Source organism: Pseudomonas frederiksbergensis (genome assembly GCF_003732665.1).
Lineage (GTDB): Bacteria > Pseudomonadota > Gammaproteobacteria > Pseudomonadales > Pseudomonadaceae > Aquipseudomonas > Aquipseudomonas frederiksbergensis_G.
The window spans coordinates 83,429-99,766 of record NZ_MOBP01000010.1 but is presented as its reverse complement, the minus strand read 5'-3'; the positions used below and the strand labels follow the sequence as shown (position 1 = coordinate 99,766).

The following is a 16,338-nucleotide window of genomic DNA, read 5'->3' as shown; positions in this document are numbered from 1 at the left end:
TATCAATCATCAGAAAGCAGCAATGCGCAGGTAGGAAATATGTGTTAAAAACGCTTCGCCGCCAAACATTCTGGCGGCAAAACGTTCTCAGGGCGGGGTGCAACTCCCCACCGGCGGTAATTGCGCGCAATGCGCATAGCCCGCGAGCGCTTGGTGGCAGCACGGCTTCGGCAGTGACTGGCGGCAAGGTCAGCAGACCCGGTGTGATCCCGGGGCCGACGGTCATAGTCCGGATGAAGAGAGAACGGGATTGGCGCCAAAGGGCCGTTTGCACGCATTTTTTGCGAGCCTGCGTACCCTTAAATCCCATTCGATTCATAAGCCCTGTTTTTCACACAAACAGGAACCAGAACATGCAACCCACCGCAATCGACAGCAAAAGCAAAAACCATCAGGGCGAGCGCGTCGCGTTCATCCAGGCCTGCTGGCACAAGGAAATCGTCGACCAGAGCCGTAAGGGCTTCCTCGCCGAAATGATTGCCCAGGGCTATCAGGAATCGGACATCGATTTCTTCGAAGTCGGCGGCGCCTTTGAAATCCCGTTGCACGCCAAGCTGCTCGCCAAGTCCGGGCGCTATGCCGGCATCGTTGCCGCTGGCCTGGTCGTGGACGGCGGGATCTACCGTCACGAATTCGTCGCACAATCGGTGATCAGCGGCCTGATGCAGGTTCAGCTGGAAACCGAAGTGCCGGTGTTCTCGGTGGTCCTGACCCCGCACCACTTCCACTCCGGCGAAGAACATCAGAAGTTCTTCTTCGAGCATTTCGTGCATAAAGGCCAGGAAGCGGCGAAGACCTGTGCGGATACGCTGCACAAGACCCGGGCGTTGCGTCGTAGTGAGCCACGGGCGGTAGCGGTCTAAACACCAACCCCGCCCCTGTAGGAGCGAGGCTTGCCCGCGAAGGCCATTTCATGATCTACAGAGATGTTGATTGTTAGATCGCCTTCGCGGGCAAGCCTCGCTCCTACAGGTTGGCGGCGCTATCTGTCAGGCCGTCTTCGCGAGCAAGCCCGCTCCCACATTGGTTTTGTGGTGTGCTTAGGCGAGGTTTTCGTCGGTGGTCGGGACGATCAGGATGCCGGCGCGCAGGCCGTTCTTCACTTTGGGGTTGGGGAAGATGATCCGGGCGCCCTTCTCTTCGATGATCCAGCGGGTCTGGGCGATGTCTTCGGCCAGTACATAACCCACTTCCAATTCCGAAAAGTTCTCGATGTCCGCTGGCAGGTTCAAGCGGAAGCTGTCGCTGTGCTTGATGATTTCCCGCGCCACGCTGAACAACTGCAAACCGTCCAGGCCTTCGTCGGTCAGGGGCGGTTCGTTGCCTTCGATGATCTGCTGCAGGCGGGTTTCCAGCAGGGAAACGTTAACCCCGGCGTTCTGCCCGAAGGGCCGCGCCTTGCCCAACTCCAGAGTGAAAGCCTCGGCACCGAGCTTGTCGTAGGTGTAGGAACTGAAGACGATGGACGGCTTGTTCTGCAACAGCACCGCGTCCATGCCGGCGGCGCGCAGACGCGCCAGTTCCAGGCGTGAATGCTGGCGGCCTTCTTTCCACGGGTACAACGCGAACTGCTCGATTTTCGAGCCACGGATCGCGGTGTGCAGGTCGTAGTGCAAACGGTCGCGGTCCGGCAGGCTGAAGAAACTCGCCGCCAGCCGCTCCAGCTCACAGGCACGCAGGGCTTCGGAACCGCTGCTTTGCTCGTGACGGCCATTGAACAGCCGATTGACGTCCTGCTCGACAAAACGCTCGCCGCGACGGATCGCCTCAGGGTTACCGAACAGGAACAGAATACGTGCGCGCGGCTTAAGATCGCCGCGAGCGATGCCATGCAACAGGCGATCGAGCAACTCGATCGGCGCTGTTTCGTTGCCATGGATACCGGCTGACAGCAGCAGGTCCAGGCCATTGTCGCGAGCCTCCGGTGGCCGGACTTCCAGCGCACCTTCGCTCAACCAGCGCATCCGCACGCCTTCGACAGTCAGTTGAGTCTTCTCCGCCGGTTCGCGGCCGGCGAGGGTCAGTTCAAGCAGTTTGCCGAGGGCGAGCATAGAGCGATTTCCTTAGTGGTCGTGTGCGCAATCCGGGCCGTGCACGTGGTCTTCGTCACCGACTTCGGCCGGTTCCATTTCCAGTTGCAGACTTACCAGATTAGTCGCCAATGGGCGCAGCAGCAGGTTTGCGTATTCAGCATCGCCTTCTTCGACGTCCACGCCGATCAGCAGTTGGCCGCGGCCATCTTGCTGGATCCACAGCTCTTTGCCTTGCCACAGGACCGCGACGCGGGTGCAGGAGGTTTCCAGTTGCGTGCCGTCGGTGTCTTCAAGGATCAGCTGCAGGGTATCGCTCATGTTTTTTACGCTCTCGACGTTCAATTGATCTGGAATGGATAAACCGCGCCCAGTTTAAGGATTTGCGTCAGTTCATCCAGTGCCGTCCGGCATTCAAGCAGCAATTGCGGATCCGCGAGATCGTTTTCGGTCATGCGGTCGCGGTAGTGCTTGTCGACCCATTCGGTCAGCGTGCCGTACAGCGGTGCTGTCATGATAACGCCTGGATTGACCGCCGCCAGTTCGGTTTCGTTAAGGGCCACGCGAAGTCTCAGGCAAGCCGGGCCACCGCCGTTCTGCATGCTCTGTTTCAAATCGAAGACTTTGACCTCGCGGATCAGCCCGCCGGAACTGGTCAAACCTTGCAGGTATTGCCAGACGCGCTCGTTGCCACGGCATTCTTCCGGCACGATCAAGAGCATCGAGCCGTCAGGACGCGACAGAAGCTGACTATTGAACAGGTAGGACCGAACCGCGTCTTCTACGGTGACCGCGGAACGCGGAACACACACCGACTGAAATTTCCCACCGACTTTGGCGAGTTTTCCGGAAAGCTCGGCCAGCATCTGTTCGGTGTCGAGGAAGGCGTCCTCGTGATAGAACAAAACCTCGCCGTTACCCACAGCGATCACGTCGTTGTGAAACACGCCCTGATCGATCACCGATGGGTTCTGCTGCGCATAGACCACGCCGTCATCGCTCAAACCGTGCAGACGAGCCACAGCCTGGGACGCTTCGAGGGTCTGGCGCGCCGGATATTTCTGTGGCGCCGGGTAGCGGTTGTCGAAAGCGCTGCGCCCGAACACGAAGAACTCGACGCCAGCCTCGCCATAGTCACGGCAAAAACGGGTGTGGTTGGCCGCGCCTTCGTCGCCGAACTGCGCCACGGCCGGCAAAGCGGCGTGGTGGGCGAAGTGCTTCTGGTCGGCGAACATCGCGCCCAGCACGCGGCTGGTGGTCGGATGCTCGATGCTGCGGTGATATTTGCAGTTCAGGTTGGCGGCGGTGAAATGCACGCGGCCATCGGCAGTGTCGGCGCTCGGGCTGACCGTCGCGGCGTTGGCTACCCACATGCTCGATGCCGAGCAACTGGCGACCAGCAGCGGCATGGCTTCTTTAGCCGCCTGCTCGATCACTTGGGCATCGGTGCCGCTGAAACCCAAACGGCGCAATGCGGCAACGTCCGGACGTTCTTGCGGTGCCAGCACGCCTTGTTGAAAGCCCATTTCCATCAGCGCTTTCATTTTCTGCAACCCTTGCAACGCCGCTTCCTTCGGGTTCGAAGACTGCTGGCTGTTGCTCTGGGACGCGACGTTGCCGTAGGACAGGCCGCCGTAGTTATGGGTCGGCCCCACTAGACCGTCAAAATTGACTTCATAGGATTTCATCAGCGAGGCTCCACGAGAATCTGTTTTTATAGGCATCTGGTAACAATTGAGTTAAGACCGCGTCGCGGCCTTCGCGAGCAAGCCCGCTCCCACAGGGATTGTGCAAAACCTGTGGGAGCGGGCTTGCTCGCGAATGGCCGTTACGCCATCCGCACGCCAGGCGTCAGGGTCGCCGGCAACGTCAGGCTCGGCGTTTCCAGCGAAGCCACCGGGTACGCGCAGTAATCCGCCGCGTAGTAGGCGCTGGCGCGGTGGTTGCCCGAAGCGCCGACGCCGCCGAATGGCGCGCTGCTCGCAGCACCGGTCAACTGTTTGTTCCAGTTGACGATCCCGGCGCGGCTTTCCAGCCAGAACTGCTGATAACGCGCTTCGGAATCCGACAGCAAACCGGCCGCCAGGCCATAGTCGGTGTCGTTGGCTTCAACGATCGCCGCTTCAAAATCAGCGTAGCGGATCACTTGCAGCAACGGGCCGAACAGCTCTTCGTCAGGACGGTCGGCCACCGCCGTCACGTCCAGAATACCCGGGGTCAGCAGCGCGGCTTGCGCCTGGGACTGAGTCATTTCCAGCAGCGCCACCGCGCCGTTGCCCAGCAGATGCTCCTGGGCATCCATCAGCGCTTTCGCCGCGCCGAGGGAAATCACCGAGCCCATGAACGGCGCTGGCGTCTGATCGAACGCACCGACATCAATCGTCGCGCTGACCGCCACCAGGCGCGCCAGCAACGCGTCACCCCAGGCACCTTGCGGCACCAGCAAACGACGGGCACAGGTGCAACGCTGACCGGCGGAAATGAAGGCCGACTGGATGATGGTGTAGACGGCGGCTTCAACGTCCGCCACTTCGTCGACGATCAATGGGTTGTTACCGCCCATTTCCAGGGCCAGGATCTTGTCCGGGCGACCGGCGAATTGTTGATGCAGGTGATTGCCGGTGCGGCTCGAACCGGTGAAGAACAACCCGTCGATCCCCGGATTCGCCGCCAGGGCGATCCCGGTTTCGCGAGCGCCTTGCAGCAGGTTCAACACACCCGCCGGCAGGCCGGCTTCGATCCAGCACTTGACCGTCAGCTCGGCGACTTTCGGCGTCAATTCGCTTGGTTTGAACAGCACGCTGTTACCCGCCAGCAACGCTGGAACGATGTGACCGTTGGGCAAATGACCCGGGAAGTTGTAAGGACCGAACACCGCCACCACACCGTGCGGCTTGTGGCGCAACACGGCGGTGGCGTCGCCCAACGGGCCGCTCTTCTCGCCGGTGCGTTCGCGGTAGCTCTGAATCGAGATGGCAATCTTGTTGACCATGCTGGTGACTTCGGTGGCCGATTCCCACAGGGGTTTACCGGTTTCTTCACCGATGCAGCGGGCCAATTCTTCAGCGTTGTTTTTCAGCGCAGCGGCAAAGGCTTCCAGCACGCTGATGCGCTCGTCCAGGGTGCGACGGGCCCAGCCCGGGAACGCCTGACGCGCCGCTTGCACGGCGGATTCAACCTGGGCAGCGGTAGCGCCTTCACCGGTCCACAGCACTTGTTGGGTCACCGGGTTCAGCGATTGAAATGCCTCACCCTGGCCGGCCAGCCATTCACCTGCGATGTATAGCGAATTCATTATTTCGACTCCCGAGCAGCGGACAACGGAACGGCGCGCACTTGATCGCCGGCGTTGAGTTGAAGACGTTTGGCGGTCAGCGGATCGACCACCAACGTACCGGCGGCGAAGCGTGCGGGTGCGGCAGTGATCCGGCAGTCTTCGCGCTTGCGGTTGTGAATCAGGAACGGCGTGGCGTCGTCACCCGGGGTGCCGATGGCCAGCACCAGCGCCTGACTGTCGCGCACTGCGCGGATCTTGCCGGTTTCGCATTCCACCGCCGGGCCGGCGTCGAAGATGTCGACGTAACCCTGATAGCTGAAACCTTCGCTCTTGAGCATCGACAGGGCCGGCTCGGTGTCCGGGTGAACCTGGCCGATCACGTTGCGCGCATCTGGCGACAGAAAGCAGGTGTACAGCGGAAACTTCGGCATCAGTTCGGCGATGAACGCCTTGTTGCCCACGCCGGTCAGGTAATCGGCCTGGCTGAATTCCATTTTGAAGAAGTGCCGGCCCAGGCTTTCCCAGAACGGCGAGCGCCCGGCGTCGTCGGACACACCGCGCATTTCGGCAATGATCTTGTTGCCGAACAGTTGCGGGAATTCGGCGATGAACAACATCCGCGCCTTGGCCAGCATGCGGCCGTTGAGGCCACTGCGGTAATCGGCGTGGAGGAACAGCGAGCACAGCTCGGAGTTACCGGTCAGGTCGTTGGCCAGGAACAGCGTCGGAATTTCGCGGTAGATGTTCAGCTCTTGCGAGGCGCTGACCGTCAGGCCGACCCGGAAGTTGTACCAGGGCTCACGCATGCCGACCGCGCCAGCGATGGCGGAAATGCCCACCACACGACCGTTGTCGTCTTCGAGCACGAACAGGTAATCCGCATCGCCCCGCCCGGCTTCGCCGCGAAAGGTTTTCTCGGCCCAGCCGACCCGATGGGCCAGACGTTCTTCATTGGCCGGCAAGGTAGTCAGGCCGGTGCCGGTGCTGCGGGCCAGGTCGATCAGCGCGGGTAAATCGCTGCTGCGTACGGGACGAACGATCATGCTATCTCCTCAAACGGGCCGCTTGCGCCACCCGTGAAACACTCAGTTAAACCGCGACCAGGCGCACGCTGGCACCTTCGCCGACGCCCAGGGCTTCGGCCGCTTCAAGATCCAGGGTTACGGGTTTGCCCGGCGCGTAATCGAGCTCGAGCAACACGGCGCGGTAATCCTGCAACTGGGCGTTGGCCACCAGGTATTGCCGACCGGCGCCTTTGACCGGCTCACCGATTTTCACCGGGACCACACGGCTCTGGGCGATCGAACGAATCCCCGAGACGCGGGCGTGCAAAGTCGGGCCGCCGTCGAAAATGTCGATGTAGTGATCCGTCTCGAAGCCTTCGCGCATCAGGATGTCGAACGTGATCTGCGCACGCGGGTGCACCTGGCCCATGGCTTCTTGCGCGGAGTCCGGCAGCAGCGGCACGTAGATCGGGTAATGCGGCATCAGCTCGGCCAGGAACGTGCGGCTCTTCAGGCCACACAAACGCTCGGCAGCGGCGTAGTTGAGGTCGAAGAAGTTGCGACCGATGGCGTCCCAGAACGGCGAGTCGCCATTTTCATCGCTGTAGCCGACGATCTCGGTCACCACGGAATCGGCGAAGCGCTCCGGGTGGCTGGCGACGAACAGCAAACGACCACGGGAATTGAGTTCCGCCCACGGCGAACCCACCAGCTCAGGCTTCACGTAAAAACTGGTCAGCAAGCTGTTGCCGGTCAGGTCGTGGCACTGGGAGAGCACGTGGATCTTGTTATGAATCTTCAGCTCGCGGGAGGCGTGCACGAAGGTTTCATTACGAAAGCTGTAGAACGGCTCGGAATAACCGGCCGAGGCTACGATGGCCGAACAGCCCACCAGTTTGCCGGTGGCACTGTCTTCGAGGACGAAGAAGTAGCTCTCTTCACCGTTGAAGCTGACCTCAGCGGAAAACGAGGCTTCGCTCGCGGCGATCTTGTCGCTCAGGCGTTCAACGTCATCCGGCAAGGAAGTGACACCAATCGGGCTGTCCGCAGCCAGACGCTGTACCTCGCCCAGATCAGCCATTTGCGCGGGGCGCATCACCAGCATGGTGTCACTCCTTTCTCGAAAAACTCTTATAGGAAAAATAGCCGGGTCAGTCCTGAAATCACTCAGAGCCAACTGTGGGAGCGGGCTTGTGTGGCGAGGGGGCTTGCCCCCGTTGGGTTGCGAAGCATCCCTGAAACCAGTCACCACACTCTCGAATCAGAAAGTGGGAACCGATTTACGATTGCTTCGCAATCGAACGGGGGCAAGCCCCCTCGCCACAACAAGCCCGCTCCCACATTGAATCTAACCCGGCATAAAAATTTGGATCGACGCCTGAACGCTCAGGCGTCGAAGGGTGGATCAGGCTTGGGTCAACTTCGCCGCAGCGCGCTCGAAACGATCCAGACCGGCATCGATGTCCGCGTCTTCAACCACCAGGCTTGGAGCGAAACGAATCACGTCCGGGCCGGCTTGCAGAATCATCAGGCCTTCACGCTCGGCGGCGTTGAAGATGTCCTTGGCCTTGCCTTTCCAGGCTTCGCTCAGCACACAACCGATCAACAGGCCCAGGCCACGGACCTGGGTGAACAGGCCGTATTTCTCGCCGATCTGCTCCAGGCGCGCCTTGAACTTGTCGTGCTTGGCGTTGACGCCGGCCAGCACTTCAGGGGTGTTGATCACATCGATCACGGCTTCTGCGACCGCACACGCCAGCGGGTTGCCGCCGTAGGTGGTGCCGTGGGTGCCGACGACCAGGTGCTTGGCCAGGTCTTCGGTGGTCAGCATCGCCGCGATCGGGAAACCGCCGCCCAGGCTCTTGGCGCTGGTCAGGATGTCCGGGGTCACGCCGTAATGCTGGTAGGCGAACAGCTTGCCGCTGCGCCCCATGCCGGTTTGCACTTCATCGAACACCAGCAGCGCGTTGTGCTCGGTGCACAGCTCGCGGGCGCCTTGCAGGTAAGCCAGTTCGGCCGGCATCACGCCGCCCTCGCCCTGGATCGGTTCCAGCACCACGGCGCAGGTCTTGTCGGAAATGGCGGCTTTAAGCGCTGCCAGATCGTTGTAAGGAACGTGGGTGATGCCGGTGATTTTCGGACCGAAACCGTCGGAGTACTTCGACTGGCCACCGACGTTCACGGTGAACAGGGTGCGACCGTGGAAGCTGTTCAGCGCCGCGATGATTTCGTACTTCTCAGTGCCGAAACGATCGAAAGCGACGCGACGGGCCAGCTTGAAAGCGGCCTCGTTAGCTTCGGCGCCGGAGTTGCAGAAGAACACGCGCTCGGCAAACGTGGCGTCGATCAGCTTATGCGCCAGGCGTAGGGCCGGCTCATTGGTGAACACGTTGGACACATGCCACAGCTTGTTCGCCTGTTCGGTCAAGGCACCGACCAGCGCCGGGTGCGCGTGACCCAATACGTTAACGGCAATCCCGCCGGCGAAGTCGATCAGCTCGCGGCCAGACTGGTCCCAAACGCGGGAACCGGCACCACGCACAGGGATGAATGCGGCAGGCGCGTAGTTGGGAACCATTACCTGGTCGAAATCGGCGCGTTGTACCGCAGCGTGCTCAACGGACATCGGAGTCTCCTGAAGAGGAACACTCGCCTGAAACTGGCGAGCGATGAGGGGATTGTAAGGACAGTTTTCAGCCCGGCCTTGCCGCCAAGCGACAACTTCTTATAGCGCAAACCCCGGTTTCAGCCGGGTTTACGGCAATGCGACATATACCGTCGCAAAGGCGCAGTTTAAACCGATGCGGCGAATCAGCGGCAGTCGCGTGCATTTGATTTCAAGGCGTTCGTTGATGTGCGGTAACTATGTACCGCACCTGAAAAAAGATTCCCGGGTTTCATAGCTCGCTCGACAGGCTTAAGGACAACACCGTGAATCTTCCCAAGGACCTCCAACCGATACCTTTCTGGCCCCGGCACCCGGACACCCACTACGCGCACCTGGCCGCCACACTGCCGACGTGGCTGATCAAGGCCAGCGCCACTCGCCGGGCCAACCTGAGCGACGCTCGCCCCGAACTCATCAGCCAATTGCACAGCGTTTCGCCCGCGCAGCACCGCGTGCTGAAACGGCTGAACCACGCCTGGTGGACCGCACAGAACGGCGTCGATCAACACCTTGAACAACTTCAGGATGCGCGTGCGTTCGGTGAGCCCTTGTTGCGCGCCGCCCTGCAACAGCAATACGGGCTGGACCTGGACGTCAACGCCACCTGGCTGCGTCTCTACATTCCAATCACCACGCCGTGGTTTCCCATCAAGTCGGGAGGCGCCCGCACCTGGACGGTTTCGCTGCTGGACGCGGCGCTGCACAACTTCGAACCCGCCGAAGCAAAAGATGACGCCTACGAGGCAGACTCGACCTACATCACCCAACCGTCCGCCACCGGCCAGTTCGATACCCTCAGGCACATCAAGGATCGGCTCGGCATCGGCGCCTTCGCACGGCTGTGTCGCGAACTGGACATCGGCAAGCAGTATCAGGCCTTTCTCGAAGAAAACCTGGGCGTCAGCACGCCGGTGGTCGCCGCCGTGCTACACCCACAGATCAAGGACAGCCACCAGGCCGCTCTGCGCATGGCGCTGGAACTGGCGGTCATTGCAGACGAGCCGTTGAGTCACGGCACCTATCGCTCGATGCGCGGGCTGGTAGATGGCGTGCAGGGTATGTTGCTCGATGGCAAGCCCTTGCTGTGCCATGACTTGACCATGATGAACGCCCGGCTCACTGGCATCGTGCTGTTTTCCCCGGACCTGGAACAGCATCGCGACACCGTGCCCGTAATCGCCTACATCCCGGACGACCCTGTACAGGCCCTCAAACAATATCCCTCCAGCGCTCACTTCATGGCCGACCTGAGCAACCGGCTGCGCTCGCAAAACTACCAGCACTTTTTCAATCGCTTCGTGGCCCATGAAGATCGTGGTCATTTCTTCGCCAACCTGAACAGCCGACTGACCACCCTCACCTGGCATCAACGCAACTACGGCGATCCGTTGCCGAGCTGGCGCGAAACCCGGGCACCCCACGCCAACCTGCAATTTGCCGCGGCGCCCCTTCGCGGTGATCTGTGGGCGCATCTGCAGCAGCGCAAACTCGACAAGATCCTCAATGACGCACGCACCATCGCGGTCTCGACCGCCAGCGCCGATCGGCAGGCTCGATGGGAGCGCTGGGATTCCTTCACCGGCATTGCCTCGACCCTGCTGCAAATCGCCGCGTTCGTGGCGTTGCCGTTCGTGCCGTTTCTCGGTGAGTTGATGCTGGCCTACACGGCGTACCAGGTGCTTGATGAAACCTTCGAGGGGATCGTCGACTGGGCAGAGGGCCTGACCCGCGAGGCCATCGCCCACACCCTGGGCGTGATCGAATCACTGGTGCAACTGGGCACCTTTGCCGCCGGTGGCAACATCGTCGCCGGGGAGTTTCGCCAGGTGCTGCCCCGCGAATGGATCGGCTTCATTGACCGTTTCACGCCAGTCAAGACCGCTGACGGCAAGACCCGCTACTGGAATGGCGACCTGGGGCCCTATGAACACCCCACTGCCTCAACCGACGTCATCCCCGACGATCTGGGCCTGCGCCGCCACGACGACAAAACCATCCTGCTGCTGGAAGGCAAAACGTATTCGGTGAAAAGAGCCTCCGCCCGGGAGCCGTTCGTGATCGAACATCCGAACCGGCCCGACGCCTACGCGCCGCGACTGAAACACAACGGCAACGGCAGTTGGCAGGCCGAACACGAACAACCGCTGACCTGGGACCGCGAAAAAGTCTTACAGCGCCTCGGCCCTCTCGCCGACGCCTTGTCCACGGACGACCTTGAAACAGTGCTGAGTATCAGCGGCTACCACGAAAACGCCCTGCGCCGGATGCTGGTCGACAATGAACCCCTGCCCTCCCTGCTGGCCGATACGCTCAAACGCGTCAAGATCGACCGGGACTTGCACACCTTTATCGAGCGCCTGGGCAGCGAGCAGCCCGCCACCTGGCTCACGGCCGATCCCGCCACCCAGTTGCAACTGCTGACAGAGCAACTGCGCTGGCCCAGTGACAAGGCGTTGCGCCTGATCGACGGCCAGGGCGAGGTGACCTGGCAAAGCAGCGCCGGCCCGCGCGTTTATGACATCGCCGCGAACACTGGCGACGTGCTCAAGGCCGCGCTCGGCCACTTGGACGAGGCTGAAATCAAAGCCTTGTTCGACGAGTCCTCCGGCGCCCCGAGCCAGGCCCTGGAGGTGCGCACCACGCAACTGCGTGAGCGGATTCTGCGGGTCGTGCAAACCCAACGCAGCACCCTGTTCGAAGCCCGTTACCGGGCCCAGGAACTGGACGTCGAGCCGTTGGCCCGCCAGCTCATGGACGCCGTGCCTGGTCTGCCGTCCGGTTCGGCGCAAGAGTTGTTGCTCAGCGCCAGCGCCATCGAACGGCAACAGCTTGAACAAGGCACCGTTGCCCCGCGCTTGAAAGAGCTGGCGCGCTGGACGCAACAGCAAGTCCGCGCAGTCCGCGCCCGCGAAAGCCTGGAGCTGGAGAGCGTGGACAACCCGGATGCCGAACGCCTGGCCCTGCATTCCCTACCACGCCTGCCAGGCTGGTCGGCGAACGTGCGAATCGAGGTCAAGCGCTATTCCTTCGAAGGCGCGGACATCGACAGCATCGGCCAACCGAATGCCGCCGTGCGCAAGGTGCTGGTGCAAACGGAGGACGGTCATTACCAGCCATACAACGAAATCGGCGAAGTACTGGCCGACGCTGACGATTTCTATAACAGCGTGCTGCACGCACTACCCGACACCGTGCGCCGGAAAATCAAGCTGAACATCGGCCAGGGCCAGGCTCTCAAGCACGCGATTGGCCAACACGCGCTGCCTTTGGAGGAACTGCAAAGCGTGCTGTCCTCGCAACCGCTGCTCAAACCGTCCTACGACCCTCACCTCATGCGCCTGCCGGGTGGCGTCGATGGCTATCGGAAAAGTCATCCCGGTTACCATTCCCTGAGTGATCGGATCCTCGAACTGTTCCCCACCTTTACCGAGCAGCAAGTCGCGGACTATGCACGCACCCTGCAGGAACATCCGGCAGGCGCACGTATCGAGCTCTCGCGGATGTACGAAGAGTTCCGGCAACTGGCCGAAGACTTGCGCATCTGGAGCCACACCGTAGCGACTGAGCATCCCATCACCGGCGCCGCGTTAACGCCGGAGCAAATGTTCGCCGACGCGCAGAACCGTCACCGGCTGGCAGGCGAACTGCACCGCTGCTGGCGTCGCCAGACCGCGCTCAACGACCCCGCCGCCCAGGGTGGCGACCCCGAATACCTGTTCACATTCACGCGACCGATCATCGGTGAATTGCCCACGCTGCGGGCCGACTTCAGCCACATCAGCTTCGTGATCCTGGAAGGCAACGAAATGACCCTCGGCGCTCGCGCCTTCCTGAACCACTTCACCGGTATGCGACGCCTGGTGGTGCGCAATATTCCGTTGGGTGGTCTGCCGGAGGTGGTGGCGATGCGCCCGACTCTGATCCAGTTGATTCTCAGCAATTGCCGCCTCAGCCTGAGCGCCGAAACTCAATCCGTCATTGCCTCGATGACGCAATTGCACACCCTCGACTTATGCCGAAATCCGCTGTCCACCAGCGTCAGCCTGGAAGCCCTGCCAGCGCTGGAGTACCTCGACCTGAGCAATTGCAGCCTGACCCACACACCGGCCGGACTCGGTACGCGCACCCACTTGCGTAACGCCATTCTCTCGGACAACTTGATCAGCCACTTGCCTGTCGAGCTGTTTGATCTGCCGCCCATTCGGGTCAAGGGTTTCGACTTCAGTGGCAACCCCTTGTCCGACGCCACACGCAACCGTATTAAGGACAACTTCCAGCGCGTGCAGCAGGACTTCGGTGTAGCGGCCCCGCAAGACGATCTGGAACGCGCTGCACGCCTTTATCCTCGCCTGCTCCGCGAAGATGCCAGTGAATTCGTGTACCGATTGCCCGGCAACCTGGCAGCAGGACGCGTGGAGCTTGCACGCCTGGAAAACGAATACAGCACGATGGTCACTGCGCTGGCGGCCTGGACCTCAGATGTGCCGGCCCGGCACCCTGTCACCGAGCAGCCGTTCACGCCCCAGCAACTGCTGATCGAGCACAGCATCCGGGACGCGTTAAAGCACCGGATCGAGCAAGCCTGGCGCAAAGAAATCGAAGTGGACGCGTTCGACGACCCCATCGACCCCAACGAGACCTCCTACGAGCTGGTCCTGGACATGATCATCATCGGAGACTTGCCCACCCTGGAAGCGGACTTCAGCCATGTGTCGCACTTGTTTCTGAGCAGCGATGCAGGATGGACCACGGTACACAACGGATTCCTGCGCTGTTTCCCAAGGCTCAAGGCCCTGACTGTCCACGATTATCGGATGAGTGTCATTCCTGATGCCGTGTTCAACATGGGCGAACTCAGATCATTGGTCATCACCGATTCCCACCTGACGCTCACCCCGAACACCGTGGCCGCACTTGCAGGCATGGATCACCTCTTTATTCTGGACCTCAGTGATAACCCGCTGTACCTGGCGCCTGATGTCAGCCAGATGACGAACCTGAACACGTTGACCCTGCACGACACGTTCATCACCGAACTGCCCAACGGCATGCTGCACCTGCAAAAGCTTGAGAGTGCCAACCTGAGCCACAATGAAATTCTGGAGTTACCGTCCGACCTGCTGGAGCTGCCACAGGACATCGCGGAAGGCATCGGCTTGCGCGCCAACCCGTTTTCCGAGCGAAGCCTTCAGCTCTTGTATGCGTACTTTCAGAACACAGGCGTTGATTTTGGCGTGGAGGAGATCATCGATAACGCGGAGATGGAGGTGTCGCACTCGGAGGATTCAGCGATGGAAGACTAAGGCTGTGTGCCTGGCCAGTCGCCTGTGGACGACTGGCTGCCTGCCAGGAACGACCGGCGATCAGCCGCGCTCTGAAGGCACCGACGACAATTCGAACGGGCTGCTGCTGCGCCGCTGGTTGCGATCTTCCCGCGGCGTGGCGCCGAAGAAGTTGCGGTAGGCGCTGGAGAAGTGCGGCCCCGAAGAGAAGCCACACGACAGGCCGATCTGGATGATCGACTTGCTGGTTTGCATCAACATCTGCCGGGCCTTGTTCAGGCGCAGTTCCAGGTAGTACTGGCTCGGCACACGGTTGAGGTATTGCTTGAAGATTCGCTCCAACTGCCGACGAGACACGCACACGTGCTGGGCGATTTCGTCGGTGGTCAGGGGTTCTTCGATGTTGGCTTCCATCAGCAACACCGCTTGGGTGAGCTTCGGATGGCTGGAGCCGAGACGGTTCTGCAGCGGGATGCGCTGGCGTTCGCCGCCCTCGCGGATGCGTTCGACCACCAGCTCTTCCGACACCGCACCGGCCAGTTCGGCGCCGTGGTCACGGGCCAGCACCGCCAGCAGCAAGTCAAGCACCGACAGACCGCCGCACGCGGTCAGGCGATCACGATCCCAGTCGAACAGGTGGCTGGTGGCGATGACTTTCGGGAAGCGTTCGGCGAAATCGTCCTGCCAGCGCCAGTGTACGGCAGCGCGATAACCGTCGAGCAAACCGAGTTGCGCCAACGGATAAACACCGGCGGACAAACCACCGATCACACAACCGGCGCGCACCAGTTGTTTCAGCGAACTGCTGAGGGCTGGCGCCAGCGTGGTCGGCGGCTCATCGGCGAGCAAAAACAGTTTCTGGAAGTTTTCGAGCTTGCCGGCCCACGGCTCACCCGGCAATTGCCAGGCGCCTTCGGTCGGCGGTTCGGCCTGCAAGAACGACAGTTCGTAGACAACGTCCGGATGCACACGCTGAGCAACACGCAAGGCCTCCTCAGCCAGCGCAAGCGTCAGAGCTTTAGTGCTGGGCCAAATCAGGAAACCAATTCGATGGGCAGTCATTGTGGGCAATCCGAAAGCGAAAACAGTGTTAAAGGCATGGGCCAATGCTAGCCCGAAAATGAACGCAAATCTTGAAACCCTACAAGAGCAGGCTTGTCACCCCCCACTGTAGGAGCTGACGAGTGAAACGAGGCTGCGATCTTTTGATTGTAAAAATCAAGATCAAAAGATCGCAGCCTCGTTTCACTCGTCAGCTCCTACAGGGTGCGCAACGGGAGTTCGGTTTACTTCAGGCTGCCCGAGAGAAATTGTTGCAAACGTTCTGACTGTGGATTGACCAGCACTTCACGCGGGTTGCCGCTTTCTTCGACGACACCTTTGTGCAGGAACACCAACTGGTTCGACACTTCACGGGCGAAGCCCATTTCGTGGGTCACCACCACCATGGTCCGGCCTTCCAGGGCCAGGGCCTGCATAACTTTCAGCACGTCGCCGACCAGTTCCGGGTCGAGGGCCGAGGTCGGCTCGTCGAACAGCATCACTTCAGGTTCCATCGCCAGCGCACGGGCAATCGCCACGCGCTGTTGTTCGCCGCCGGACATGTGGCCTGGGTAAGCGTCTTTACGATGCGCCACGCCAACCTTGTTCAGGTAGTGCTCGGCTTTCTCCCGGGCTTCAGCCTTGGTCATGCCGAGCACGTGAACCGGCGCTTCCATGATGTTTTCCAGCGCGGTCATGTGCGACCACAGGTTGAAATGCTGGAACACCATCGACAGGCGCGAACGCATGCGCTGCAACTGTTTCGGGTCGGCGGCCTTCAGGGCGCCGTCCTTGTTCGAAACCAGTTTCAGCTCTTCGTTATTGAGCAGGATCTTGCCCGCGTGCGGCTGCTCCAGCAGGTTGATGCAGCGCAGGAAAGTACTTTTGCCGGAGCCACTGGAGCCGATGATGCTGATCACATCGCCAGCCGCCGCTTTCAGGGACACACCCTTGAGCACTTCGTGACTGCCATAGCGTTTATGCAGGTCTTGGACTTCAAGTTTGTACATGCGGTCGGTTCTCACAAAAACAGTCA

General features: G+C 60.9%; 11 protein-coding genes and 1 riboswitch. Of the genes, 2 read left to right on the top strand and 9 right to left on the bottom strand.

Annotated elements, in window-relative coordinates; all coding sequences use genetic code 11:
- Positions 1–79 precede the first annotated feature (79 nt).
- Positions 80–250: riboswitch (FMN riboswitch) on the top strand.
- Positions 251–353: 103 nt separating this feature from the next.
- Positions 354–863 carry a 6,7-dimethyl-8-ribityllumazine synthase gene (locus tag BK665_RS16695; RefSeq protein ID WP_123407332.1) on the top strand — a complete coding sequence of 170 codons (510 nt, stop codon included), beginning with the start codon at positions 354–356 and terminating at the stop codon, positions 861–863.
- A gap of 177 nt (positions 864–1,040) precedes the next feature.
- Here BK665_RS16695 and astE read toward each other — a convergent pair whose 3' ends face one another.
- From astE to BK665_RS16660, 7 genes are all read right to left on the bottom strand, one after another.
- Positions 1,041–2,051 (bottom strand): succinylglutamate desuccinylase, encoded by a 1,011-nt coding sequence (astE, locus tag BK665_RS16690; protein ID WP_123407330.1) that lies wholly within the window; start codon positions 2,049–2,051, stop codon positions 1,041–1,043.
- A gap of 12 nt (positions 2,052–2,063) precedes the next feature.
- Positions 2,064–2,351 carry a hypothetical protein gene (locus BK665_RS16685; protein ID WP_010457234.1) on the bottom strand — a complete coding sequence of 96 codons (288 nt, stop codon included), beginning with the start codon at positions 2,349–2,351 and terminating at the stop codon, positions 2,064–2,066.
- Between the two features lie 20 nt (positions 2,352–2,371).
- Positions 2,372–3,718, bottom strand: coding sequence for an N-succinylarginine dihydrolase (astB, locus tag BK665_RS16680; RefSeq protein WP_123407328.1), 1,347 nt, complete (start codon positions 3,716–3,718; stop codon positions 2,372–2,374).
- Between the two features lie 140 nt (positions 3,719–3,858).
- Positions 3,859–5,328 carry a succinylglutamate-semialdehyde dehydrogenase gene (gene astD / locus BK665_RS16675; RefSeq protein ID WP_185076546.1) on the bottom strand — a complete coding sequence of 490 codons (1,470 nt, stop codon included), beginning with the start codon at positions 5,326–5,328 and terminating at the stop codon, positions 3,859–3,861.
- A complete protein-coding gene (locus BK665_RS16670; protein WP_123407324.1) occupies positions 5,325–6,350 on the bottom strand; it encodes an arginine N-succinyltransferase subunit beta in 1,026 nt (341 codons plus the stop codon). The genes astD and BK665_RS16670 overlap by 4 nt, the downstream gene beginning before the upstream one ends.
- 46 nt (positions 6,351–6,396) lie before the next feature.
- On the bottom strand, positions 6,397–7,416 hold the full coding sequence (gene aruF, locus BK665_RS16665; RefSeq protein ID WP_123407322.1) for an arginine/ornithine succinyltransferase subunit alpha: 1,020 nt from the start codon (positions 7,414–7,416) through the stop codon (positions 6,397–6,399).
- 300 nt (positions 7,417–7,716) lie between these two features.
- Positions 7,717–8,937 (bottom strand): aspartate aminotransferase family protein, encoded by a 1,221-nt coding sequence (locus tag BK665_RS16660; protein ID WP_123407320.1) that lies wholly within the window; start codon positions 8,935–8,937, stop codon positions 7,717–7,719.
- A 305-nt stretch (positions 8,938–9,242) separates the two neighbouring features.
- Between BK665_RS16660 and BK665_RS16655 the strand changes: the two genes are divergently transcribed.
- Positions 9,243–14,282 (top strand): dermonecrotic toxin domain-containing protein, encoded by a 5,040-nt coding sequence (locus tag BK665_RS16655; RefSeq protein ID WP_259699612.1) that lies wholly within the window; start codon positions 9,243–9,245, stop codon positions 14,280–14,282.
- Between the two features lie 60 nt (positions 14,283–14,342).
- On the opposite strand, the gene BK665_RS16650 is transcribed toward BK665_RS16655, so the two are convergent.
- Both BK665_RS16650 and BK665_RS16645 read right to left on the bottom strand, forming a co-directional pair.
- The gene (locus tag BK665_RS16650) at positions 14,343–15,323 is read right to left on the bottom strand and encodes a GlxA family transcriptional regulator (RefSeq protein WP_010457247.1); all 981 of its coding nucleotides are present in this window, start codon (positions 15,321–15,323) and stop codon (positions 14,343–14,345) included.
- A 224-nt stretch (positions 15,324–15,547) separates the two neighbouring features.
- On the bottom strand, positions 15,548–16,312 hold the full coding sequence (locus BK665_RS16645) for an ABC transporter ATP-binding protein (RefSeq protein ID WP_123407318.1): 765 nt from the start codon (positions 16,310–16,312) through the stop codon (positions 15,548–15,550).
- Positions 16,313–16,338: the final 26 nt, after the last annotated feature.